This window comes from Motilimonas thetidivivens (genome assembly GCF_046452435.1).
Lineage (GTDB): Bacteria > Pseudomonadota > Gammaproteobacteria > Enterobacterales > CBDFNC01 > Motilimonas.
Genome location: NZ_JBKFDK010000005.1, coordinates 1 through 25,385, shown reverse-complemented (window position 1 = coordinate 25,385; position 25,385 = coordinate 1). Strand labels below are relative to the sequence as shown.

Annotated in this window: 17 protein-coding genes and 1 pseudogene; 11 read left to right on the top strand and 7 right to left on the bottom strand. The window is 46.5% G+C overall.

Annotated elements, in window-relative coordinates:
* Window positions 1-1,074, bottom strand: a complete 1,074-nt coding sequence (locus tag ACK8OT_RS05350) for a 3-deoxy-7-phosphoheptulonate synthase (protein WP_410195472.1) — start codon at window positions 1,072-1,074, stop codon at window positions 1-3.
* A 360-nt stretch (window positions 1,075-1,434) separates the two neighbouring features.
* Here ACK8OT_RS05350 and ACK8OT_RS05345 point away from each other — a divergent pair, with 360 nt between their 5' ends.
* The 3 genes from ACK8OT_RS05345 (at window position 1,435) to ACK8OT_RS05335 (ending at window position 4,645) form a co-directional block, all read left to right on the top strand.
* A complete protein-coding gene (locus ACK8OT_RS05345; RefSeq protein WP_410195471.1) occupies window positions 1,435-3,147 on the top strand; it encodes a LytS/YhcK type 5TM receptor domain-containing protein in 1,713 nt (570 codons plus the stop codon).
* Window positions 3,144-3,857 (top strand): two-component system response regulator BtsR, encoded by a 714-nt coding sequence (btsR, locus tag ACK8OT_RS05340; protein ID WP_410195470.1) that lies wholly within the window; start codon window positions 3,144-3,146, stop codon window positions 3,855-3,857. Before ACK8OT_RS05345 ends, btsR begins: the two co-directional genes overlap by 4 nt.
* 170 nt (window positions 3,858-4,027) lie before the next feature.
* Complete coding sequence (locus tag ACK8OT_RS05335; RefSeq protein ID WP_410195469.1) at window positions 4,028-4,645, top strand: sugar O-acetyltransferase; 618 nt, start codon at window positions 4,028-4,030, stop codon at window positions 4,643-4,645.
* Here the strand turns inward: ACK8OT_RS05335 and ACK8OT_RS05330 are convergent.
* Window positions 4,642-5,493 (bottom strand): AraC family transcriptional regulator, encoded by an 852-nt coding sequence (locus tag ACK8OT_RS05330; RefSeq protein WP_410195468.1) that lies wholly within the window; start codon window positions 5,491-5,493, stop codon window positions 4,642-4,644. The genes ACK8OT_RS05335 and ACK8OT_RS05330 overlap by 4 nt on opposite strands.
* A gap of 133 nt (window positions 5,494-5,626) precedes the next feature.
* Here ACK8OT_RS05330 and ACK8OT_RS05325 point away from each other — a divergent pair, with 133 nt between their 5' ends.
* The 3 genes from ACK8OT_RS05325 (at window position 5,627) to ACK8OT_RS05315 (ending at window position 9,711) form a co-directional block, all read left to right on the top strand.
* Window positions 5,627-7,078 carry an MATE family efflux transporter gene (locus ACK8OT_RS05325; RefSeq protein WP_410195467.1) on the top strand — a complete coding sequence of 484 codons (1,452 nt, stop codon included), beginning with the start codon at window positions 5,627-5,629 and terminating at the stop codon, window positions 7,076-7,078.
* 613 nt (window positions 7,079-7,691) lie between these two features.
* On the top strand, window positions 7,692-9,122 hold the full coding sequence (locus tag ACK8OT_RS05320; protein ID WP_410195466.1) for a carbon starvation CstA family protein: 1,431 nt from the start codon (window positions 7,692-7,694) through the stop codon (window positions 9,120-9,122).
* A gap of 235 nt (window positions 9,123-9,357) precedes the next feature.
* The gene (locus ACK8OT_RS05315; RefSeq protein WP_410195465.1) at window positions 9,358-9,711 is read left to right on the top strand and encodes a DUF2750 domain-containing protein; all 354 of its coding nucleotides are present in this window, start codon (window positions 9,358-9,360) and stop codon (window positions 9,709-9,711) included.
* A gap of 61 nt (window positions 9,712-9,772) precedes the next feature.
* Here the strand turns inward: ACK8OT_RS05315 and ACK8OT_RS05310 are convergent, their stop codons facing one another.
* The 3 genes from ACK8OT_RS05310 to rlmF all read right to left on the bottom strand — a co-directional run bounded on the left by ACK8OT_RS05310 (window position 9,773) and on the right by rlmF (window position 14,033).
* Window positions 9,773-11,176, bottom strand: a complete 1,404-nt coding sequence (locus ACK8OT_RS05310) for a methyl-accepting chemotaxis protein (protein ID WP_410195464.1) — start codon at window positions 11,174-11,176, stop codon at window positions 9,773-9,775.
* A gap of 463 nt (window positions 11,177-11,639) precedes the next feature.
* Window positions 11,640-12,983: an alanine/glycine:cation symporter family protein gene (locus ACK8OT_RS05305; RefSeq protein ID WP_410195463.1), complete on the bottom strand. Its 1,344-nt coding sequence runs from the start codon at window positions 12,981-12,983 to the stop codon at window positions 11,640-11,642.
* 27 nt (window positions 12,984-13,010) lie between these two features.
* Entirely contained in the window at window positions 13,011-14,033 is a 1,023-nt protein-coding gene (rlmF, locus tag ACK8OT_RS05300) for a 23S rRNA (adenine(1618)-N(6))-methyltransferase RlmF (protein ID WP_410195462.1), read from the bottom strand.
* 402 nt (window positions 14,034-14,435) lie between these two features.
* Here rlmF and ACK8OT_RS05295 point away from each other — a divergent pair, with 402 nt between their 5' ends.
* A complete protein-coding gene (locus ACK8OT_RS05295; RefSeq protein ID WP_410195624.1) occupies window positions 14,436-15,356 on the top strand; it encodes a LysR substrate-binding domain-containing protein in 921 nt (306 codons plus the stop codon).
* Between the two features lie 51 nt (window positions 15,357-15,407).
* On the opposite strand, the gene focA is transcribed toward ACK8OT_RS05295, so the two are convergent.
* Window positions 15,408-16,964, bottom strand: coding sequence for a formate transporter FocA (gene focA / locus ACK8OT_RS05290; RefSeq protein WP_410195461.1), 1,557 nt, complete (start codon window positions 16,962-16,964; stop codon window positions 15,408-15,410).
* 314 nt (window positions 16,965-17,278) lie between these two features.
* Here focA and ACK8OT_RS05285 point away from each other — a divergent pair, with 314 nt between their 5' ends.
* The gene (locus tag ACK8OT_RS05285) at window positions 17,279-17,761 is read left to right on the top strand and encodes a LabA-like NYN domain-containing protein (RefSeq protein ID WP_410195460.1); all 483 of its coding nucleotides are present in this window, start codon (window positions 17,279-17,281) and stop codon (window positions 17,759-17,761) included.
* Between the two features lie 193 nt (window positions 17,762-17,954).
* Window positions 17,955-20,855 carry a M6 family metalloprotease domain-containing protein gene (locus ACK8OT_RS05280; RefSeq protein ID WP_410195459.1) on the top strand — a complete coding sequence of 967 codons (2,901 nt, stop codon included), beginning with the start codon at window positions 17,955-17,957 and terminating at the stop codon, window positions 20,853-20,855.
* Between the two features lie 71 nt (window positions 20,856-20,926).
* Here ACK8OT_RS05280 and ACK8OT_RS05275 read toward each other — a convergent pair whose 3' ends face one another.
* The gene (locus ACK8OT_RS05275) at window positions 20,927-21,556 is read right to left on the bottom strand and encodes a LysE family translocator (RefSeq protein ID WP_410195458.1); all 630 of its coding nucleotides are present in this window, start codon (window positions 21,554-21,556) and stop codon (window positions 20,927-20,929) included.
* A 116-nt stretch (window positions 21,557-21,672) separates the two neighbouring features.
* On the opposite strand from ACK8OT_RS05275, the gene ACK8OT_RS05270 reads away from it, so the two are divergent.
* Window positions 21,673-22,668, top strand: a complete 996-nt coding sequence (locus tag ACK8OT_RS05270; protein ID WP_410195457.1) for a Gfo/Idh/MocA family protein — start codon at window positions 21,673-21,675, stop codon at window positions 22,666-22,668.
* A 458-nt stretch (window positions 22,669-23,126) separates the two neighbouring features.
* Window positions 23,127-25,385 (top strand): annotated as a pseudogene (locus ACK8OT_RS05265) (hypothetical protein); the annotation flags it as partial.

Genomic DNA, 25,385 nt, shown 5'->3' with positions numbered 1-25,385 from the left:
TTATTTGGCCAAACGAGCCTGCAATGGCTCAACCAGGCTATCATGGGTTTTCTTAAGCAAGGTCGCCGTGGTATCCCAATCGATACAGGCATCGGTTACCGATACACCGTATTGCATTTGGTCACGTGGTAACTCCGCGCTTTGATTACCTGCATTAAGGTGGCTTTCAATCATCACCCCTATGATAGAGCGGTTACCCGCTTGAATTTGACCTATCACATTGTCACAAACCTTAGGTTGCAACTCGTGATTTTTGCTTGAGTTTGCATGGCTACAATCGACCATGATGGCTGGACGCAGGCCTGCTTTTTCCATTTCTTGCTCGGCTAATGCCACATTAACCGAATCGTAGTTTGGCTGTTTACCACCACGTAAAATAACGTGCCCATCTGGGTTACCTTGGGTTTGCAGTAAGGCCACTTGGCCTTCTTGGTTAATGCCCATAAAGCGGTGTGATGCCGCAGCGGATTGCGCCGCATTAATCGCCGTCGCTAGGCTGCCGTCAGTGCCGTTTTTAAAGCCAACCGGCATAGATAAACCACTGGCCATTTCACGGTGAGTTTGTGATTCGGTAGTACGCGCGCCAATTGCCGACCAGCTAAATAGCTCGGCCAAGTATTGCGGGCTAATCGGATCTAACGCTTCCGTTGCTACCGGCAATTCCAGCTCAGCAATCCAAGCTAATAATTCACGGCCAAGATGCAAACCGGTTTCAACATCGAACGAGTTGTCCATGTGTGGGTCATTGATAAAGCCTTTCCAACCAACCGTGGTGCGCGGCTTTTCAAAATAGACTCGCATTACGATATATAGCGTGTCTTTATATTCATCATGCAATTTTTTCAAACGATAGGCATATTCTTTAGCGGCGTCTAGGTCATGGACGGAACAAGGACCACAGACGATCAGCAAACGATGATCTTTACCATGAATAATATCTGAGATAGTTGCGCGCGCATCTTGTACAAATTGCAGCGCTTTCTCTGACACAGGTAATTTTGCTTTTAGCTCTGCTGGTGTGATCAGCACTTGTTCTGAAGCAATATGAACGTTATTTAAATTATCTTTTTGCATGATAAACCCACTATTTAGATTTCGAGTTGAATATTGAAGCCTCAGGCATAAACTTATCGCCTTTACTTCGCCTATCGTTAAACCAATTCCGACATTGGTCATTTTCAGATTTCGGCTAATGCCGAGATGACAAAATACCAATCAATCCCCGATTTGCAAGCCAGTTTTAGTTTTTATCAAGTTAAAAGTGAATGAAGGGCTATATAAGCAACAACTTCTGCCCTATAAGATAGCGTTTTATGCGGGGCAGCTAACACAGTTCTACCTAAAGCTGTTGTAGTATTTAGAAAAAACAGACAAGTCCCCTTTTTGCACTTTAGCCCTTTGTGATTGGCGCTAATCCTGACAGGAACGCAGTTTATGGCTTTAATCATCTCCTTGATCCAGCAGCTCAGCGTATTTTTGGTGATCGCGTACCTGTTTAGTAAAACGCCTATTTTTAGGCCTTTAGTGTCTATTTCCGTATCTCTGCCTCATAAAGTAGTGATTTACATTGTGTTTAGTGGTTTTTGTATCATGGGCACCTATTTTGGCTTAGAGGTACAGGGGGCCATCGCCAACACCCGCGCGGTGGGGGCGGTATTGGGTGGGCTCTTGGGTGGCCCTGTCGTTGGTCTATTGGTTGGTCTAACGGGAGGCATTCATCGATACAGCCTGGGTGGATTTACCGATCTGGCGTGTATGATTTCCACCACCCTCGAAGGCTTAATGGGCGGCTTATTGCACCTCTATTTGGTCAAAAAACGTAACATCGAAGGCTTATTTAGCCCTTGGCTGGCCTGTTTTATTACTTTGGCCGCCGAAGCCATGCAGATGGGCGTGATCTTATTGATTGCCAAGCCGTTTGACCAAGCACTTGCCTTAGTCACCGTGATTGCGCCGCCCATGCTCATCGCCAACTCTCTAGGGGCTGCGCTGTTTATGCACATGATCCGCGATCAAAAAGCCATGTTTGATAAGTTTTCCAGTGCGTTTTCCGCCAAAGCCATGCTGATTGCCGAGCGCACCGTGGGCATTGCCGCCAAAGGGTTAAACCAACAAAGCGCACAGCGCATCGCCGATATCATACTAGAAGAAACCAAAGTCGGCGCCGTGGCTGTGACCGACAAACAAAAAGTCTTGGCTTTTAGCGGACTTGGCCATGAGCATCATGTGGTTGGACGTGCCATTTGCTCTGACTTAACCCTTAACGCCATCAATGAAAGCAAAGTGGTGTTTGCAGATGGTATCAACCTTCCCTATCGCTGTAGCATAGACAAAAACTGCAAACTGGGCTCAGCCATAGTGATCCCGCTACGCATTGGCGACGGCGAAGTGGTAGGCACCATCAAGCTCTACGAACCAAAGCATAAGCTATTCTTAAATATCAATAAAACTTTGGGTGAAGGGATAGCTAAACTGCTTTCCAACCAAATCCTATTTGGGCAATTTTTAGAGCAAAAACGCTTGTTAACCGAATCTGAACTGAAATTAATCCACGCGCAAATTAACCCGCACTTTTTGTTTAACGCCCTCAATACCATCAGCGCGGTCACCCGCAGCGATCCTGATAAAGCGCGGGAGTTATTACTCAACCTATCTCATTTTTTCCGCAAAAACCTCAAGCGCAGCGCCGATATCACCAGCTTGGATGAAGAGTTGAAGCATGTGGAATCTTACCTGACCATAGAGCGAGCCCGTTTTGGTGATCGCTTAACCGTCGAAATAGAGATACCAGCCGCATATCGCAATCTAATGCTGCCCTGTTTTACCCTACAGCCAATTATCGAAAACGCCATTAAACACGGCACATCACAATTGCTGGAGCAAGGTGTCATTAAAGTTTCTGCGCAGGCCGAAGCTGACTACTTATGCCTATCGGTAGTTGATAACGCAGGGCTATATCAACAACCACAAGAAAAAGATAAGGATAATGGCTTAGGCTTAGATATCGTAGATAAGCGGATTAAAAACCAGTTTGGCCCCAACTTCGGCTTAGACATTGAATGTCAGCCACAAATCAAAACCTGCGTCAGTATTCGTTTGCCCTTGCCCACCCCTGTTAACCATTCTGCCAAGGAGTTAGCCCAATGATCCGCTACCTAATCATTGATGATGAGCCATTAGCCAGAGATGAACTTAGCTACCTGATGCAAGATGAGCCAGACTTTGAGTGTATTGGCATGGCCAGTAACGCCATCGAAGCGCTCTCGTTAATTAACAAGCTGAAACCTGATCTCATTTTCTTAGATATTCAAATGCCCAAAATTACCGGCTTAGAGTTAGCTGCCATGCTAGATGAGCTGCACTTGCCCCGCATCGTGTTTGTTACCGCCTATGATGAGTTTGCGGTAAAAGCCTTTGAAGAAAAAGCGTTTGATTACATCTTAAAGCCCATCGCTGGCGCTAGATTGCAACAAACCCTCACCCGCTTACGCCAAGATTGTGCACCTAAAGCCGTCAACTTTGATGCAACCGAACAGCTCACAGTGCTGCCTTGCTACTACCAACAAACCATACGCCTGATTGCCCTTAACGAGGTGGAATATGTGCTAAGTGATCATTGCGGCATTCACGTCATCACTGCATGCGGGCAAAGTCATACTCAGTTAACCTTGAAAACCTTAGAACAAAAAACCCCACTGCTTCGCTGTCATCGCCAGTACTTAATCGCCGAACATGCCATCAAAGAAATTCAACTTCACGATAATGGTAATGCCGATATCATCACACCATCAGGCCATAAAGTACCGGTTAGCCGACGTTATTTAAAAGGCATTAAGCAACATTTTGGTTTGCAATAACCTCAGCTGAAGCGAAAACTCAAAGGGATAAGAGCCAACAAACCAACTGAGCCTCTCTCCATGATAGTTTCCCCCATAACGATGCGAGTTTATCCAACTGTCTGGGCGCGTTGTTGTGTTTATACTCACAATATCTTTACCCCGTTCCGCTTCGTTTTCAGGGAGATATTATGCATTCAACAATTGAAGATTTCAGCACATTAGAGCCTTATAACGCGTCGTTTCAGGCCAGGGTGAGCAAGGCACAGGATCTGCTTTGGCAGATTAATCAAACCCACCCCAGTGAGGAAGATAAGCGCCGAGCGCTGTTCGGTGAACTGCTAGGCAGTTATCACAACAACGCGATTGTGCCGCCCTTTCACTGCGATCTGGGTGAAAAGATCTTTTTCGGTAAGGGGGGCTTTGTGAATTATGGTCTGGTGGTGACCGATATTGCTGAGGTGCATATTGGCAACAATGTGCTGATTGGCCCAAGGGTGCAGCTATGTGCCGCTGGTCACCCTGTGCTGGCTGAAAACCGAGTTTTGCCTATCTCGTGTGGGGAGCCCATTCATATTGGCAACCGGGTATGGATTGGCGCAGGGGCGATTGTGCTAGCCGGAGTCAGCATAGGTGACAATACTGTGATTGGTGCTGGCAGTGTGGTAAATAAAGATATTCCCGCCAATGTGGTAGCGGTGGGCTCGCCCTGTAAGGTGGTTAAGCAGCTGCCGCCGCCCGATCCGGCCGCGTTTGAGCCTGTAGAAAACAACCCGTTTTATGAGGCGTCTGAACCTGGCTGTGACTAAGCCTCATTGGCACCGCGCTGTACGGCTCCCGGTGCCACCCCAAAGTACTTTTTAAACCGGTTGGAAAAGTAGCTCACATCATCATAGCCCAAGCTATAGGCGACCTGTTTGATGCTGGGGTGCTGGCCCTGTAATAACTGGCGGGCTCGGGCCATTTTTAACGACAACAGATATTGCTTTGGGCTTTGCTGCAGATACTTCAGGCAAATTCGGTGAAAATGTGGCGGCGAGTAATGCATGCGCGTCGCCAGCTCGTCGATGCTCCAGGGGTAATGCAACTGGCTTTCTACCTCACTAAACAGCTGCCTGAGTTTTACTTCTACCGGGTCGACCGTTGCGCGCTGTTGCAGTGATTTTCGTACCAACTCCATCAGCAACTGGCCGCAGCCTGCGGCGCTGCCCTCACTCAATGGGGAAGATTTCAGCTCATGATATAGCGCATGCATCAGATGGTACACCGACAAGGCCTGTTCGCAATACATGACTTCGGGCTCGCGACCAGCCAACATGTGCCACTGGCCGGTATTGTCGACGCTTAACCAAGCACATTTCCATTCGTCACCCACCAGCTCATAACCACTGATACTGTCGGCTGGTAGCAGGCTCAGGGTGTTGGCTTCGATAGGGAGGGTTTTATCAGGGGTGAGCAGGTTCGCCTGACCTTTAATGGTATACATAAAGATATGAAAACCGGGCCGAGTGCGGCAAATGCGGTAATGCTGTTTTGCCTTCATCACGCCACATAAGTGCACCTGATTCAGGGCTAGTGGCGCGGTGCTTTCGGGGCTGATAAAGCGCTCTTCACAAGCGTCGTCTACCTCTAAACAGTCTTGCCATGGTGTTGTCATTGCTCGCTTTTCCCTTTCCCTGATAGTTTATATCAAGCTGATGCGAGTTTATCCCATTTCCTGATAGTTGCCCACTGCTTATAGTGGCATGAGTTATTTCCATTGGCCCTGTGATGGGCTACAGGCAGGTAAGATGCACTCTCAATCCAAATCCACAATCGACCGGGCGTTTTATTCAAGGTTGTTTGCTATTGCCCTGCCCTTTGCGCTGCAGCTGTTACTTTATGCAGTGCTGGGGCTGGTCGACATTATGATGGTAAGCCAGCTGGGTGAGTCGTCCGTTGCGGCGGTGGGGTTAAGCAATCGCATTTTCTATTTTAATCTGGTGCTGATTTTGGGGATCACCGGCGGGGTAAACGTGCTGGCGGCGCAGTATTTTGGCAATAAGGATAATGGTGGGGTCCGCCGTTGTCTGCTGCAGGCGATCTTGGCTTCGGCGGTCTTTTCCGTGCCCTTTATTGTGCTCTACAGCCTTGCGCCAGAGCAGTTTTTGCAACTCGCCAGTGATGATGCTGAGCTGGTTTCGCTGAGCGCGGAATATATGCAGATCACTGGAATTTCACTTCTGTTTACCTGCCTAGTGGTACCGATTGAGGCGGCGCTGCGGGCCACCGGTGACAGTAAACCCCCTACCTTGATAAGTGTGGTGGCTATTGCGGTAAATATTGGCCTGAACTGGCTGCTGATTTTTGGCAACCTGGGTTTTCCCGAGCTGGGCGTGGCTGGCAGTGCCTGGGGCACGACCATTGCGCGGCTGGTGCAAACAGTTTTAATTCTCTGGCTGATATGGCGACAAAAACAATGGCTGATGCCGGTAATGGAGGATCTGAAAGGAGCCCTAACCCGCAAGCATGTAAAGCTGTTTGCCGGGGTGGCGATTCCGGTGCTTTTACATGATGGCGGCTGGGCGCTGGGTACCCTGGTGTATACCTTTATTTACGGTCAGATGGGGGTAGAAGCGCTGGCGATCATGAGTCTGCTGGCGCCGCTGGAAGGCTGTATTTATGCGTTTTTTCTGGGCTTTGCGTTGGCCTGCTCAACCATGCTGGGTCATGAGCTGGGAGCCGACCGTTATGAACATGCGTGGTCGCAATCCAAACTGTTTTTATGGCTCGGCACGGGTATTGCGGCGCTGGTGGGTATTAGCCTGTTTTTGCTAAGTGAGCAGATTGTACCGCTGTTTGGCAAGCTGGGGACTGAAACCATGCAAAACGCGGTGTATGTATTGCTGGTGCTGGCGGCAGCACTGTTTATTAAGGTGTTTAACACCGTAGCGGTGATAGGTGTATTGCGCAGCGGCGGCGATATTAAATTTTCTGCACTGATTAACCTGTGCTGTATGTGGGGCATTGGTATTCCGCTGGTGTATATCAGCGCCCTGCACTGGCTATGGCCTTTATACCTAGTGTATCTGCTGTCGATGAGTGAAGAGGTGGTGAAAGCCTGTCTGGTGATTTACCGTCTGGTGCAGCGCAAGTGGCTGAATAACCTGGTGGGAAAGAAGGATATTGAGGCTGAAGAGGTTGGTTTTGCGGTATCTGATCAGAACGACGGGCGCAGCAAAAGAAAACGGGTGATAGCCTGAGTTATTGCCACTAATCATAAACCGAATAAGCTGGCTTAAGATGTCTGAACCACTAAGGCCTGTTTGCCCATATTGTTTTGGCTGACGAACTGCTGAGGTAGCGACGTGCATCGAACATAGCATCGAGTGTCGTGCCTACATCAGACTCTTACTCATAGGCTTGCAGTAATACTGCCATAGCTAATAATGCTGATGGAATGGGCGGTTTAGCTCTGGGGCCGTCGGCATAAAGCGAAAACAGTGTTTCAGTAATGGCGTCGGCGACAATTCGATGACGATGCACTTTCAGAAAACAAAGAACTTACCGTTAGATTTTAACCGTTTACAAATAAGCTTTGCTTTAGGGGATAATGCTACAGGGCAATCCCAGATGCGATGCTCAGACATTTTAAAATGCGCTAAACTTTGGTACAAAATTTAGCACATTTGCTCTTAAATCAAGGCGAATGTCGTTCATGGTTAAAAATCAAACTGAATGGTGCCTAGGAAAACCGCTTAACACACCACTTAACCGCTTAGCCAGCCAATATGACCACTCACTCATAAAGCTGGCGCAAAATATAAGCATCTTTAATAGGCTAATGAGGTTAACTCATATATTAAGGAAGAAAGTATGTTGTGGTTTTTACTCTGCACCGGCCTATTAGTGGCGGGCTACTTTACCTACGGTAAAGTCATTGAGAAAATCTTTGGCCCTAAACCCGAGCGCCAAACTCCGGCTCATACCCTGACCGACGGGGTTGATTTTGTGCCCATGTCGAACAAAAAAGTGTACTTGATCCAACTGCTCAACATCGCAGGCGTAGGCCCTATTTTCGGCCCTATCTTAGGTGCTTTATATGGCCCGGTTGCCATGCTTTGGATTGTGATTGGCTGTATCTTTGCCGGTGCCGTTCACGATTACTTTTCCGGTATGATGTCGGTGCGCGCCAATGGTGCCAGCGTACCCACCATAGTGGGTCAACAGCTAGGCAATGTAGCCAAGCACTTTATGAATGCCTTTGCCGTGGTGTTACTGCTTTTAGTGGGTGTGGTATTCGTACTAAGCCCAGCTGGCTTGCTAAGTAATTTGTCGGACACCGGCGTTGGCGTTTGGATTGCGCTTATTTTCGCTTATTACATCATTGCCACTATCGTCCCTGTCGATAAAATCATTGGCCGCTTTTATCCCTTCTTTGGTGCCTTACTCATTTTTATGAGTGTGGGCTTAGTCATCGGCCTTGCGGTAAGCGATCACACCTTCTATTCACAAGGCATTGATTTTAGCAACTTGCATCCTTCAGATTTACCTTTATGGCCGCTGCTGTTTATCACCATCGCCTGTGGCGCGGTATCGGGATTTCATGCCACCCAATCGCCACTAATGGCGCGCTGTATGCAAAATGAAAAATCGGGTCGCTTTGTGTTCTATGGCGCCATGATAGGCGAAGGCGTTATCGCCCTAATCTGGTGTACCTTAGGTTTATCTTTCTACGAAAGCACCGATGCCCTAAACGCCACTCTAGCCGCTGGCGGCCCCTCTGCCGTGGTACACGAAGTATCAACTTCATTGCTTGGTACCGTGGGTGGCATCTTGGCTATCTTAGGTGTGATTGTATTGCCAATTACCTCAGGTGATACCGCGTTTCGTAGTGCACGATTAATCATCGCTGATTTTTTAAAGCTGCCACAACAAAGCATGCCAAAGCGCTTATTAATCGCTATCCCTATGTTTATTATTGGTTATCTAATTACCCATGCCGAGTTCGGGGTGATTTGGCGCTACTTTGGTTGGGCCAACCAAACCACCGCTATGATCATGCTATGGGCAGCCGCCGCCTATCTAGTACGTGAAAATAAATTCCACTGGATCTGCAGCATACCCGCCGCCTTCATGACCGCCGTGACCTTTACCTACCTAGCCAACGCAGGCATTGGCTTTGGTTTACCTATGGCCACCTCAACCGTGTTTGGTTTGGCAATGGCTACCCTAGCCATGGTGGTATTGTTAGTCAAAGCCCGCACGCCAGCTGCCTTACCAAGCTTACAACAAGAAAAGCAATAAGCCTTTCGCTCAATTGAGATAGGTTAATCTCACCTTGCTGTCACAGCGCAAGGTGAGTTTTTGTTTGATATTTCGAGTAACCATTAATACCGAGCTATCTTGATGTAACGTCGCCAACACGCAACTTCAGCTAAAGATATATAGACTTTATCCCGCTAGCTTCTTATGCTTGCCATATTCAACGGGTTTAATCGAACTTGTTACCATTTCTAACTTCAAGCACTGAGAGCGCACTATGTCTAAATTAACCGAAGATGTGAAAAAAAACACCGCCCTATTTGTATCCGACAGCCACAAGTCTGAAACCGTTTGGGGTTTGTGTAACGATCAAGGCCAATGGCTATCGCTAGATTCGTCGGAGTTTGAAGATTCAGAAGTGATGCCTTTTTGGAGCCAAGCCGAAGATGCACAGTGTCATTGTGTTGATGAATGGGCGAGCTTTGTGCCCACCAAGCTATCACTGGAAGAATTTTTAGAAGACTGGTTAACCACCCTAGCCGCCGATGAAGTACTAGTGGGTTTAAACTGGAACAATGAGCTCGATGGTGAAGAGTTAGAGCCAAAAGCAGTGTTAGATCTTTATCTTTAATTCGCATTGAAGATGAAAATGCAGAAAATAATCAGCGCTGCATTTTCATCTTGTTAATCAATTAGGCTTTAAGCCCTTTTAGTAACTGCTCCATCGCGTTACTTTGACGGTGCAATTGCTCTACATTATTGGCACTAGCCTCAATCAAGGCGCCAACCTCGATGGATTGTTCACGGATCCCTTCCACATTTTCAGCAATACTATTAGCAACAACGCCTTGCTCTTCTGAAGCCGTCGCGATTTGAATACTGCCATCTGAAATACCCTGATTTTGCTGTGCTAGCTGCGCAATTTCATCATTCACTTGGCTAATTAAACTTTGTCCTTGCTCAGCGGCATCCACAGTAACCGTCATGCGTTTGCTGAGTGAATGGCTGTTTCCTTGCAAGGCTTCTATCATGCCTTGAATTTCAACCGTCGCTTGTTGCGTGCGACTAGCCAAGGTTCTCACTTCATCGGCCACCACGGCAAAACCTCGACCTTGTTCACCTGCTCGCGCCGCTTCTATGGCTGCGTTTAACGCCAATAAATTAGTTTGCTCAGAAATGCCGCGAATGGTGGTGACCACCTCATCGATTCTTGCTGCATTACGATCAAGCTCAGTTACAGCTGCTGAAGCGGCGTTAATTTCATTACTTAACGCGGAGATTGACGTTAAGGTATCCGTCACCTTGTGTTGCCCCACTTTTGCCACCTGACTGGCGTGGTTAGTCTTTTCACTGGCATCGTGCGCTAAATGCGTTATTTCGGCGATGGTAGCCACCATTTCCTCGGTGGCACTGGCAAGGGAGTCTAGATGGGATTGTTGATGCCTTGACAATTCGGTACTGGCCTTAGAGCTTTGCTTCAACTCAGAGCCAATTTGTTGCATAAGTGCGACCGATTCTTGGATCGCTAATACCAATTTTTGTTCACGCTCGGCGACTTTATCTATGGTGATAGCGATGGTGCTAAACTCGTCACGCACCTTAAAGTAGTTCATGCGATGTGTTAAATCCCCCTGCGCTAAGGTGTGCAACGCCTTATTCATGGCAAACATGGCACCACCAATAAAAGTCATAATGTAGTAAACAACAGAAATAATGACACTCAGGCAAAGCACGATCAAAGTCACTTGAGTCGTACTCAACCCCTGCCAAAGGTTTAAGTGGTGGCTGGCATACAGGTTTATCTTGCCATCCAACACAGCAATAGAATCAGGCCCCATGCCTAGCTTAACCGACTCACTGCCACTCAATACGGAGCGCACTTGCTGCTCACTTAGCTGGCCAACTTCAATCAAACCTTTCATTACCTGCAACTCTTCTTGTAAGGTGCGATCGACCAAGCTATTTGCCGCAGAGTTCAGCATCAAAGCGAGTATCACCATGGCCAAAATAGGCAAAAAGAATAACAAGTAAAATTTTTGTTGAATCGAAAGGTGGATAAGGTACTTATCTATCCAGCGAAAAGGGATTTCTTTCATTATTTTTATCTCCAAACAACTCTGCTAGCAAATTATTTATCCACCAAATAAACAAATAATGGATTTTTACACCCAAGCATAAAGAAGAAAAATGCAATTCAGCAAGGTATATTTGTTAAAACCGACAACACCATCTCATTTATTAAACTAGCTAAATAAAAAAGTGCTCCCCCCTGCAACAGCCAATTCCAACATGTGTTTTAGGTAAATGAATAAGAAGCAGTCAGTTAAAGCTCAAGGATGAAAAATCAAAGATGACCTTGCTGCTAAGAGGTGAGAAGCTTCACGCCAAAAACCGCTTCACGTTTTGCTTTTGCAGCATAAATAGCACGACTATCTGAAACACCTTGAGATGGTTGAAGTGTGGTATTAATAGCCGTAATCAGCGCAGATTATTTCTACTTTTACGCAGCAGAGTGTCTGCTGCGTTAAGTACTGAGTCTCGCGTTATTTTACTAATGTGTTAGCGCTGCTTGCTAAAATATTGCTTAGTCAAGGCAAATACCACCGGACTGAGTAAGGCCAATGCGATCAGGTTCGGAATCGCCATCATTGCATTTAGCGTATCTGCTAACAACCAAACGAAATCCAGTGACAACATAGCACCAATGGGCACCACTAAGGTCCATATCAAACGAAACGGCTTAATGGCACGCTCGCCAAGCAAATATTGCACACATTTTTCACTGTACACACTCCAACCTAAAATAGTGGTAAAGGCGAAGATGGCCAGTGCAATAGCAACCACATAATTCCCCATGGGAATAGCTTGAGCAAAGGCAAGTGAGGTTAAGGATGCGCCTGTTTCACCAGACGTCCAAGTCCCTGTCACTATGATGGCTAAGCCGGTAATTGAACAAACGATTATGGTATCGATAAAGGTGCCCAGCATGGCAACTAACCCTTGCTCAACCGGGTTATTGGTTTGTGCAGCAGCATGAGCAATAGGTGCACTGCCCAAACCCGCTTCATTGGAAAACACGCCGCGGGCCACACCAAAACGAATTGCCGCCCATACGGCAGCGCCAGCAAAGCCACCTTGCGCCGCCACGGGGTTAAATGCGCTGTGCACAATTAAGCTTATTGCCGCTGGAATTTCAGTGATATTGATCGCCAGCACCACAACACCCGCAGTAAAGTAAAACACCGTCATTAGCGGTACCAGCTTACCTGCTACATCGGCAATACGTTTTATACCGCCCATCAATACCGCGCCAACTAATCCCATTAACACCAAAGCGGTGAGCCAGATAGGCACGCCAAAATTGCTATTTAACGCATCAGCAATTGAGTTTGCTTGCACTGTGTTGCCGATACCAAAGCCAGCAAAGGCACCAAAAAAAGCAAACGCAGTACCCAGCCAAGTCCATTTGCTGCCTAGGCCATTTTTGATGTAGTACATGGGGCCGCCGATGTGCTGACCATTGGCGTCCACTTCACGATACTTTACCGCCAGCACCGCTTCAGAGAACTTAGTGGCCATCCCCACGAGAGCAGTGCACCACATCCAAAAAAGCGCACCTGGGCCACCGATAAAAATAGCCGTCGCAACCCCCGCAATATTACCCGTACCAATAGTGGCAGAAAGGGAGGTCATTAGCGCATTGTAAGGGCTGATATCACCTTCCTTAGTTTCATCGCCATTACGTCCGCCCCATAACAACTTAAAGCCAGCGCCAAGCTTTAAAATCGGCATCAGCTTTAAGCCTAATGAAAGAAATAGCCCTACCCCTAAGATCATCACCAACATAGGTGTGCCCCAGACAAAGCCATTAATCAGATTGACCCACTCCGTCATTGTTTGCATCGTTTCCCTCTATTTTTGTTTTAATGATTATTGCCAGCAAGCTTGCCACGCACCTTGCTGCTCTGGCGTTTGAAAACTCCACGCCAAAATTCGGCTAATTTTTTGCCCTTGTTGCATTTGTAATACCTCCACCTGCTTAGCCCCTATCTCGCTTAGGTATTTTTTCAACGGCCTGACGTGCTCGCCCTTGGCAATTAAGCTGGTAAACCAACACACTTGCTCGGCAAACTGACAGCTTTCGCTAATCATGCCTTTGACAAAGGCTAACTCACCGCCGGGGCACCAAAGCTCGGCTTGTTGGCCACCAAAGTTAAGTTGCGGCTTTGCTTTTTGCGTGACACCCGGTTGTTTGCCCTTATTGCGGTTTAAGTTTTGCCATTTACGCTGACTGCCTTGATAGCCTTGTTCAAGTGAGCTGTGAAAAGGCGGATTACAAATCGTCAAACTGATCTTGTCATCGCCAGCAATAATCCCCTTAAAGTACTGCTTTGGATTAGTTTGTAAAGTCACCTGAACTTTTCCACTCAGCACCGGATTGGATTTTACAATGGCATTTGCGGTGTTAACCGATATCGGGTCAATATCACTACCAAGGCAGCTCCAGCCATAGCTTTGACTGGCAATAATGGGATAAATGCAATTGGCCCCGGTGCCAATATCCAGCAGTTTCACCTTACTTCCGGTGGGGACTTGGCCTTGATTTAACTTAGCTAATAACTCACTAATATGGTGAATATGATCAGCGCGCCCAGGAATGGGTGGGCATAAATAGCCTTTGGGAATTTGCCAATATAGCACCTTGTAATAATGCGCCAATAACGCTTGGTTTAGGCATAACACAGCCTGCTCATTAGCAAAATCTATGGTCTGTTCACCACGAGGACTCAATCGCACAAATTGTTTTAACGCAGGCAACACTTGCGTTAATGCCGTCATATCATAGCGCCCCTGATGCGGATTGCGTCGATGTAGCCCGGACTTAGCCAACCCGTTACCCTTTTGTGCCTTAGCTGCAGTCGGTTTGCTGCGGGTATTTATCTTATTAGCCACGACCCCCTTGGCCTTGTTTTTTGGCTTGCGCGATGTTGAAGAGGTGTTACTTTTTGTGGAACGCTGAGTTGTGTGACGTGAAGACATGAAACTCCATTATTAACCGCGTCCCTAGGCTATGTTTCTGATCAAGAGAGTGCTTAGACGCGCTATAAAAACAAACTATGCTGCTTTTTTATCACATTACACGGGATTAATTGCATAAAGCTGCAAAATTAAGAGATAAATACCGATCTACATCAAATCAAACTACAACAAAGGCGTTGCTGACGCGCCCCTTGACTTCTAAAATAGTCATCAAACACACCATCAATATTTCTGATATCTTGCTCCACCAGCAGAAATAGAAATAGATGCCACTTTCTTGTTTATCTTATCCATTTAGCGGAGCCTTAAGGCATGATGAAGTATTCTCTCAAACAACTTGCTGTATTTGATGCCGTAGCCAATCTTGAGAGCGTCAGCGCCGCAGCAAGAAAGCTATCAATGACCCAATCAGCCGTCAGCATGTCGTTATCACAACTGGAAAACCTGCTCGGTCGCCCATTATTTATTCGCCAAGGCAACCGCCTGAGCTTAAGCCATTGGGGAAAATGGCTAAGACCCAGAGCCAAACGGTTATTGCAAGACGCCCAGCAGATAGAACTTGGCCTTCATGAGCAACACATCATCAGTGGCCAAATACAATTAGGATCAAGTCAGACAGCAGCCGAACATTTACTGCCCGAACTAATCAGTAAAATTGATGAGGACTTTCCGGAATTACGTGTTGAACTGATGGTTGAAAATACCGAAAACGTCATTGAAGGGTTGCTAAATTATGAATATGAGCTCGGCATTATCGAAGGACGCAATGATGACGCTAGGATCCACTCAGAAACTTGGATGGACGATCATTTAGTCGTTATCGCCGCTCCCCATCACCCTTTTGCTCGCCATAGCACGGTGAATTTAGCGCAGCTGGAACAAGCCAAGTGGGTACTACGCGAACAAGGGGCTGGAACAAGGCGCATTTTTGATGGTGCGGTGCATGGCCTAATCGAAAACATCAATGTTTGGAAAGAGTACGAGCATGTTCCCGTGATCAAGGCCTTGGTAAAAAACGGCAATTATCTTGGCTGTGTGCCTTACCTTGATGTTGAGCAAGATGTCGCCAATGGCAACTTGGTGGTGCTTAATACGCCGCAATTAAACATGAAACGTAGCTTGTCGTTTATCTGGCGCAATGATGCCGGTGAAAATCCACTTCGAGATTGCTTTCTTGCCGAAGCGCGTCGCCTAGTTAAACGCAGAGCACGTCAGGCCAGCAAGCTGGGCCAATAAAAAATCCGCTGCAATCTAGGATTGCAGCGGTTCCGAATTGAGTTAGCTAGCTTAGGCTGCACTCACCGCTTGATTATGCGTCTCAATTTGTTGCGGTTTATGGCCGCGTACCAAGCTGTTTAGAATATGGTCGCGTTGGATCATGCCGCATAAACGCCCTTGCTCCACCACAGGATAAGCGCTGGGGCGACGTGCACTGGCAGTGCGAAGGCGCGCCTCGTAGCTTTGATAGCCGCCGCCAAGATACAGGCCACCCGAAGACACCGGAAACAGCGCTTCTTTGTCCACCACCATGGATTCTAATAATTGGGCGACGGAATCATCTGGCGTTACGGTTAAGATTTCAAACTGCATTAAATCTCCCACCACCAGCTGAATTTGTGTGCTGTATTCTTCCGACCACATGGCGCGCAATAAGTCCTGCTCCGAAACAAAACCAAGTAACCTTTGCTGTGAGTCAACCACGGCAGCGCAGCGTACTTGCTCTGCGGCTAATATCTCAATGGCTTGATATACATTCATTTCGGCGCTAAGGGTAATAGGGTTTGAATCCATCAGATCTTTTACCACTAATTGATTGATAACATTTTTCATTTCGTCTTCTTCCTGTGTTGAAAATTTATTTAATTGAATTGCTACTACTTGTTGTTTTGACTTCTTCCCCAGTTCGACCGCCCAATAGCCCAATCCAACCAAGACACCTCCGCCAACTATGTTGCCTAAGGTGACAGGGATCAGGTTATTCTTGATAAAATGCGCTAGGGTTAAGTCGTTAAATTGAGCCGATAGCTCAGCTGGATTGACCATTAAACTGCTCGCTAACGCTTCGTTGGCAAAGTTATGGATAGCGATCCCAAGCGGTACCATGAATAAATTAGCGATGCTGTGCTCAAAACCACTGCTGACAAACATGGCGACCGGCAATACCAACAACACGCTTTTACTGAGCACGTCTTTACTGCTAAAAGTCATCCAAATACCTAGGCATACCAATAAGTTACAAAGTACCCCTAAGGTAAACGCTTGGCCCCAGCTATGATGGATTTTATGTTGCGCTATATGCAGTGCGTTGAGTCCCCATTCACCGAGATCCAATTGCCACATACCCGCCATCATGACCATGACTAAGACCAGCATCGCGCCGACTAAATTGCCGCCATAAACACGAGCCCAGCAGCGAATTAACTGACCTGTGGTGATGGTTTTTTTCGCCCATGCTATGGTGGTCAAAACCGTACTGGTAAATAGCTCTCCACCACATACCACCACTAAGATCAGCCCCAAGCTAAACGCCACCCCACCAGCCAAACGCACCATGCCCCAAGGCCAGCCACTGGCGCCTGTGGTTATCGTGATATAGAAAACAAATGCTAAGGCAATAAAAGCCCCGGCAAATATTGCTAAACCAAACGAATACCAAGGTGCCTTTAGCGCCTTGTCGTGGCCATAATGAGCAGCCTGCTCTAACATGCTCTGCTTATTGCACTCGGGTTGAGCCTGCTCCAGAGCGAGCGCTGAGCGAGTAATAGGGGTACAAGCCAGCTCTTTTTCCAGTAATGCAGATGTAGCGGTCAAACGTGGTAATTGGCTCATCTGACTAACTGCCAATGGCAGCCTCCTAATAAAGCATCATCGACACTGTGTTGTTGCATATTCCCTCCTTAGCTGGGTTACCTATGAGTCACCGATGGGTTATCGGTTGATTAATGATTATTAAGACGATGCAGATTTGTTTGCATCAATGCGCCAAAACTAGACGCCTTATCAGCCTAGGGCAGCAACAAAGATAATAAAATTTGATAATTTTTAATCAGGAGTTCAAATAAACTGATACCCCAAAGTTTACTCTCCATCAATGACTTAACAGGCTGTTGAAACTGGTGTAGGGTGAGGCGTCATTTTGTTTTCGTTAAGGCTTTTTTGTGCAACACACACCACGGCGCGTCGCCATCTTTGTCGACGTGCAAAATATTTATTACACCACTCGAGAGGCCTATGGCCGGCCATTTAATTACCGTGCTTTTTGGCAAAAAATTGCCGCGCGAGATGAAATTGTCGCAGCCACAGCCTATGCCATCGCTCGTGATGATGATGGTCAGCACAAATTTCAAAGTGCCCTGCGCCACATCGGTTTTGAGGTCAAACTAAAGCCTTACATTCAGCGTAGCGATGGCTCGGCAAAAGGCGATTGGGATGTAGGCATTACCATCGACATGATGGAAGCAGCCCGTGAGGTTGATACGGTGATTTTATTGTCTGGCGATGGCGATTTTGATTTATTACTGAATAAACTGGCTGACTTTGGTGTGCGCAGTGAAGTATATGGCGTGCCGAGTTTAACCGCTAACTCACTCGTCAATGCTTGCAGCTGCTTCCACAGTATTGGTGAAGCCGACCTACAGTGACGACCTCCACAGTAAAATGAGAGCCCTCAGCTAAGATGAAATCCTCAGCTAAAGAGGTGTTGCACCCTCCTTAGCTCACTTTACCTCTACTCCAGTATCATGAAATGAGCCTTTTGATTTATCGTTTATAAATAGCATCGCTTTAATTGAAAATAGGCTACTGCTTGTAATTCACTTATTAACAAAGGACGTTATGAAAACGATTAAGCTGCTCTCCCTAGCAACCTTACTAACCGTTTCGACCAGCATGGCCGCAACGCCTCCGGCTCCCGTTAGCCATACCATCACCTTAGCTGATGGCTCTGAGCAGCGCGTCAACATTCGCGGAGGATTTGGCCAGCATTGGTATCAAACCGACCAAGGCGCAGCCATCATGCGCGACCCTAACAATAGTAATAACTGGTTTTACGCAAGCTTAACCCAAGTTCAAGGGGACTCTGGCTCAACTCATGCACAACTGACAATCAGTGACATCCCCGTCAGTGCCAGCAGTGCAGCGCCTGCTTCCTCTTACATTACGGCTGCGCCTCGCTTAGCCCAGCCTAGGTTTGATAAAACAGTCACCACGACCTTGCCAAACCGTCCATTGCAGCGCAATGTTCGCCATTTCAACAAGCCGAGTCTGGCGAGAACATCAGTGACTAGCCAACCGCTATTGGTGGTTCAAGTATCGTTTACCGATCAAGTGATGGCACATGACTTTAGCCAGCTTGTATTTGGCCGTGAGGGTCAAAGCACCGTCGATTATTTTTTAGCTAACTCAGCGAATCAATATCATGTTGTTCCAGCCAAAGAAACTGCGGGTATTGTCGATGATGGGATTATCGATGTCAGTCTCAGCCAAACGCACCCTAACTGTAACGACCAACTTTTTTGTCGTTCACGGCTAGCGAGCGCTTTTGAAGAAGCATATCAACATATTGATCCTTACATTGATTTGGCCCAATACGATAACAACCAAGACGGCGAGATCAGTCCAGATGAGCTGGCCGTTATGTTTGTATTTGCCGGCAATGATATGTCGAGCAGTATCCTGACTCCGGCCATTTGGCCGCATAAGTCGTCTCATCCAGCCATCACCTTAGATCAAGTCAGTATTTCTGAATATTGCTTGTTTGGCGACTTTCAAAATGACCATCAATCAACCCTTGGCGTGATAGTTCATGAACTAGGCCACTTAATGTTAGGCTTACCGGATCTCTATTCTTATTATGATCGCGGCTCAATCGGTGAATGGGGCTTAATGGGCGCTGGCTCTTGGACGCAAAAACCGGGCGACCTGTATGCTGGTGAAACCCCTGTCAATATGACGGCTTGGAGCAAGCAAGCGGCGGGCTTTTTAACCCCGCGCGTGCTAGATAAATCGGGGCAATACCAACTTGATACCGACCACGATAGCGCGATAGTTTACCTAGATCCTTACCTAAAAACTGCTGGCCCTCGTTTGTATATAGAAAACCGCCGCAAGCAAGGTTATGACCAGGGCTTAATCAGTGAAGGGGTCTTGATCACCAGTGTCGATATTCGCCAGCCGTTTAACGACAGCAGCCCAATGCAAGTGCAAGTTATGCAAGCCGACAATCGCAATCACTTAGGTTTTGATAATGGCCAAAGTGACGCGGGCGATCTTTATCCCGGCAGCAGTCAAAATCAATTACTCAGCGATAACTCTGCGCCTTCATTAATCAGTGTCTACGGCGGTGATACAGGCATCGAAATCAGTCAGATCCAAAGTGCTCCTCAGCAAGCAAGTTTTACCCTAACCTTGCCCGATAACGCCAACAAAAGCGCTTGGCTTACTCAACTCGAGCGAGGCTACGTTTATCGCAACCATGGCCTAAACAACATCGCTTTTGCGATTGATATCAGCGAGACCTTTGATCAAATGGTTGGCTTTAATTACTTTGTCTACCCGACCGCCCTTGCCGGAATCCACCTAACCTTAAGTCACTACCCAAACCACGCTAATGGCTTAACGCTCGATCTCAATCCACAAACACCGCAAGTACTGTGGCAAGGAGCCGCTGACTTACAACAGGGCCGGATCATACTACCCGAGCCAATTAGTTTACCGCGGGGTAAAGGTATCTTATTACTTGAAGTCTTGGGGGGAGAGCTAGAAATCAATCCGGTTTTCAGCAGCGACTACAGCAGCCGTTTATATGATCTTGCCCCCAGCTGGATTGGCACCACAGCGGAGCGCGAAGCAGGCAACCTACTTAATTACGGCTATCTCAACGTCCCCTTTGCAGCGCTATTAGAAGCCAATGAAAGCCACTTTGTCCAAGCTCAAGCCGATGCCTATCAACTTGATGAAGATACACAGCTAACTTTAAATTTAGTGGCCAACGACTTGATCCAATTAGGTTACCCAATGCAAGGTATTGAGTTGGTTTACCCCCCTCAATTAGGCCAATTTGATATCACCAGCGGCCTCTACCAACCCCATGCTAATGTACACGGCACCGACACATTCAGTTATCGAGTGGTGTTAGCTAACGGCGTTAAATCATCACCAGTACCTGTCACGGTCACTATCAACGCAGTTAATGATGAACCCACTGCGCAAAGCGATAGCTTTGAGCAAGCTGATAGCAACCTAGCGCTGCTAGATGTGCTGGCCAATGACCTTGACATTGATGGGGATACTTTAAACATCACGCGCATTGTCACTGCCCCTACTCACGGCCAAGCACGCATCGTTAATAACCAGATCGAATTTGATAGCCATCTAACCCATGCTCTTGCACCCAATGCACAATTATCCGACCAATTCAGTTATGAGATAAGCGATGGTCAAGGTGGTTTTAGCACAGCGCAAGCCCAAGTGATCATCAAGGGGCCAAAGCCTACACCCGTGCCTACGCCTGAGCCTACACCTGTACCTTCGATTGAACCAACACCTGTGCCGACACCTGTACCGACAGCAGAGCCAACGGTCACGCCAAGCACTGCGCCCAGCGATGCAACCGAACCCACAGAGCAAACCAATACCAAGACCAGCAGTAGCTCAGGTGGTGGCGGTAGCTTAACTTGGTTTAGCTTAATGGCATTGCTTGGCTTGGTGATAAGCAGACGAAAAGTAAATAACTAAAAGCCCAATAAAAATTGGACACAAAAAAAGCCGCACTCCAATGGACGCGGCTTTTTTTCATCCAGACAAGATTAGCTTCTGCTAATGAGAATTTTCACCCCTAAGGCCACCATGGCACCACCTAAAATGCGATCAAGCCAATGCCCAAGGCGCACAAATTTACGATTAATTGCAGGGCGTGATAACAGTCCGACCACAGCCGAAAACCAGGCTAATTGGATCACCATCATCCAGATCCCGTAGATAAAAAGGTGGCTTAAGGGAATTTCTGGAGTCAGCACTAAGGTAAATAAGGAAACAAAATATATCGGTGCCTTGGGATTAAGCGCATTACATAAAAAGCCCAAGCCAATGGTTTTAAAGGCCGATTGCTCCTTGGCACCAGCTGGCTCTGGCGTTGCAGGATTGACACTGGGCTTAGCCATTAAACCTTTAACACCTAGATAGCATAGATAGCTGCCACCTAAAATCTTAATAAGCCAGAGTAAATTTGAAGAATTGGCGATCACTGCCGCTAATCCAAACGCAGAATAAAGAATATGTATGGACAGGCCGAGAGCGATGCCCACGCTGCAAAGTAGCCCAGCTCGCTTGCCGCGACTTAAGGTTTGCTGCGAAACCAACACAAAATCAGGGCCAGGCGAAGCTGCCGCTAATAAATGAATGGAAGTAATTAATATTAATCCGTGAACAAGATCCAATTCAGTGCTCCTTAAGCCCTGTTAGTGCTCTAAGTAATGATAAAATCTTTACACAATATACAAGCATCAACAGCAGCACAGCAAGTTGATAGCTATCAATACAGCAGGGATATGCAATGCCACGTTTTAACTGGGGAATGATAGCCACTGGCAATATCGCCACGCAGTTCGCTAACGCAATCAATCAGACTGAACACGCTCACTTAAGCTCGGTTTACTCACGTACACTGGCCAAGGCCAAATCTTTTGCCAAGGCACACAACGCAAGCCACTACTTTGATGATCTTGCCTTGATGTTAGCCGATAGCAACTTAGATATCGTCTACATTGCCAGCCCCCACCCCTTTCATTACAGCCAAGCTAAGGCCTGTATTATGGCTGGTAAATCAGTACTCTGTGAGAAGCCAATCTGCATAAATCAACAACAAGCCGCTGAGCTGTTTGCCTTGGCCGAACAACATCAAGTACTACTGATGGAAGCCATGATGATCCCCCAATTCCCCGCCTTTGCAACACTGCAACAGCTGATTGAAAGTGGCGAATTAGGTCAGGTTAAAAGTATTCAAGCCGGCATGGGCTTTGCCGCCGAACGGGATTGGAGTAACCGGGTCTTTAACCCTGAATTAGGTGGCGGCGCGCTGCTAGATGTAGGCATATATCCGCTCACCTTTGCTTATCTACTTTGCAATAGTGAAGTAAACCAAATAAGTAGCCAAGTTGAAAAAGCGCCAACGGGCGTGGATATGCAAACGCAAATCAATATGGCCTTCCAGTGCGGCGTGCTAGCCTCGTTAAGTTGCAGTGTAGGCCATTATATACCTTGCCAAGCAAGGGTCTTGGGCGAGCAAGCCATGGCTGAAATTGATAACTTTAGCTTTGCTCCAACTGAAATTAAGATCCTTGATAAAACCGGCAGCTTAATTAAAACCATTCCCTGCCCCTATCAAGGCGACGCCTATGAGCTTGAAGTAAAACACATACAAACTTGCCTTGAGCAAGGTTTATTGCAAAGCCCCTTGATGCCAACCAAGCATAGTTTAGCTGTGTTAGGCCTAATGGATAAACTACGCCAACAATGGCAGCTTAGGTATCCAGGCGAACAAGAGCAATAAGCTCACCAATGTTGCGAATAAATGCTATGCGTCTAGAGATTCACCCAAACCTTAACCAACCTCCAATTCTCGTGTTAGGGAGCATTGTTTTGGCTCAAAGAAGGTTACAAGATTTCAGGGAAACTTGATTGCTCACACTTAATTACTACAAACTAAATTCCCTTTAAAATTAGAGCTTTAGAATGATAGGTTAGCTAAACTCTTGTTTTAACTATTTACTCCACTTCTCAACATTGGTTTTTAGTTACAGGTGAAACGAATCAAAACGCAAATTCTTGTATCGATACTTAATAGTTCAGCTTATTTTAGTAATGATTAATAACGCCCTTGATTGATGACCATTTTTTGATATCTTATCGAGCAAGTTGGAGTATGCATATTGCCAATAATAACGAACTATAGTTTTTGTCATTGATTCAAAACAATTAATGCCGATGTGGCATTAACAAGGAAGGTGTATGAGTAAAGTTAATATCAAAAGCCTGAGCATGTTACCCTTGGTGATTGGCTCTTTATCTGCCCATGCTAGTGATAGCCATTCATATTTATTAAATAGAACCGCTCTGCAACCAGCCTCAATGGCAATTGATTTTAACACCAACCCTGTACTATCTTTTGGTAACCAAGATTCCGATAAAGTAGGGGCTGTAAATGTTTCTGTTGATGGCACAACACTGACCATAGCAGAAAACCGATGGCAATATGTCCCGATAAATTACAATGTTACAGAACATACTGTCATTAGCTTTGATGTTTTAATGCACTCCTTAGGGGAAATTCAAGGTATTGCTTTTTACAATGATTTATCTCCAACCCCAACTACCACATTTCAGTTAGCTGGAACACAAAACTGGGCAAGTAGGGCCTATAGTTACACCAATCTTGGAACAGTTGAGCAAGTTCAGATTAAAGTTGGCGAAAACTTTGAAGGTAATTTTAAGAATTTGGTATTTATTTCAGATAATGATCAAAGTTCTACTGGAGACATCGAATTTCGAAATGTCGTGCTCACTGAATCTGATACAGCTGGCGAACCATACTACCTCATTGATAAAGTAGACAACTGGCAAACAATTGCTCATACATTATACGGTGATGACCTCGCGGCGTTTCCACTAGAAAGACTACTAGCTAATAAATATCCCTTAATCGAAGGAACAAAGATTCGCCTAAGTGATCTCCCAGAACACTTAACCGACAATGTGTCGCAAGATAATACTGATAGTGATAACGATGGTTTAAGAGATGAGTGGGAACTTATTTATTTTCAAAGCCTTCAGCAAGGGCGAGACGATGATATTGACCAAGATGGCCGATCTAATTATGAAGAGCAGGCTCATGGCACCAACCCACTATTAAAAAATTTCTCTCTTAATTCCAATGCATTTATAAGTGATGCAATTACCAAGATAAATTTTGCCAATGTTTCCTTAGCCCCCCACTCAAATCAAGATGAGGCGAAAACAGGCAACGTTGAAATACTAGATAACGGCAACAGCTTTCGGATGATAGGTAACCGTTGGATGACCATTCCAATGAACTATGCAGTGACAATTAATACGATTGTAGAGTTTGATTTAACAGTAAACGTACCTGGTGAAGTACAAGGCATCGGCTTTGATAATGACATGAATGCATCCTCACAATGGACCTTCAATCTTGCAGGAAGCCAAGCTTGGGGACATCGCAATTTTGTAAAACCTTTGCCCGGCGAAACTAAGCATTATCAGATCAATGCAGGCCAATATTTCCAATCTGACTTCAGCTATCTACTCTTGATTGGCGATGACGATGCCAATAAACAAAGTGATGTGACATTTAGTAACCTTAGATTGGTTGAAAAAGGTAACAATGCGCCTTTATATTACCAAGTAGAAGCGACCGACACATGGGAAACCATTGCTGCAAAGATATATGGTAGTGAAAGCGTGGCTGGAATCTTACGTAACGCCCTTTCAAATCAATATCCCTTAGAAGAGAATACGGCTATTCCTGCCGAAGCATTTTTGGCAGACATTGCTGAAATTGGCCCCGAGTGGATGGTGGACAGCGACAGTGATGGAATGCCAAATACTTGGGAAAGGCGCTTTGGCTTACGTGATTATGATCCCTTTGATGCTCATTTTGATCTTGATGCGGATGGGCTCACCAACCTACAAGAATTTCAACTTGGCTCTCGCCCTGATCTTGCCGATACAGATTTAGATGGTGAGCCAGACAGCACAGATGTCGCCCCAACCAATGCGCTATACAAACAAGATCAAGACAACGACGGCTTACCGGATACTTGGGAAGTAATCTATGGGCTAGATGTTCATGGTGCCCATGATGCAGCACATGACTTTGATGCCGATGGTTTAACTAACCTCCAAGAATTTGAGTTGGGAACATCGCCCGTAAATCCTGACACAGATAATGATGGTGTACCCGATGATAGGGATTTTGCTCCGACCAATTCGAGATACAAAATAGATCAAGATAAGGATGGAATGCCATTATCATGGGAGTTAGCCAATCGCCCCTTATCCGATGATATGTCTCACGATGCCAAGGATGACTTTGATGCTGACGGCTTAACTAACTTACAAGAGTTTTTAGCTGGCACCAATCCACATCTTGCAGATAGTGATCATGACGGCGAACTTGATGGGACCGACTTTGCGCCAACCCATCCTCAATATCGCCTTGACCAAGATCAAGACGGCTTGCCGGATGCA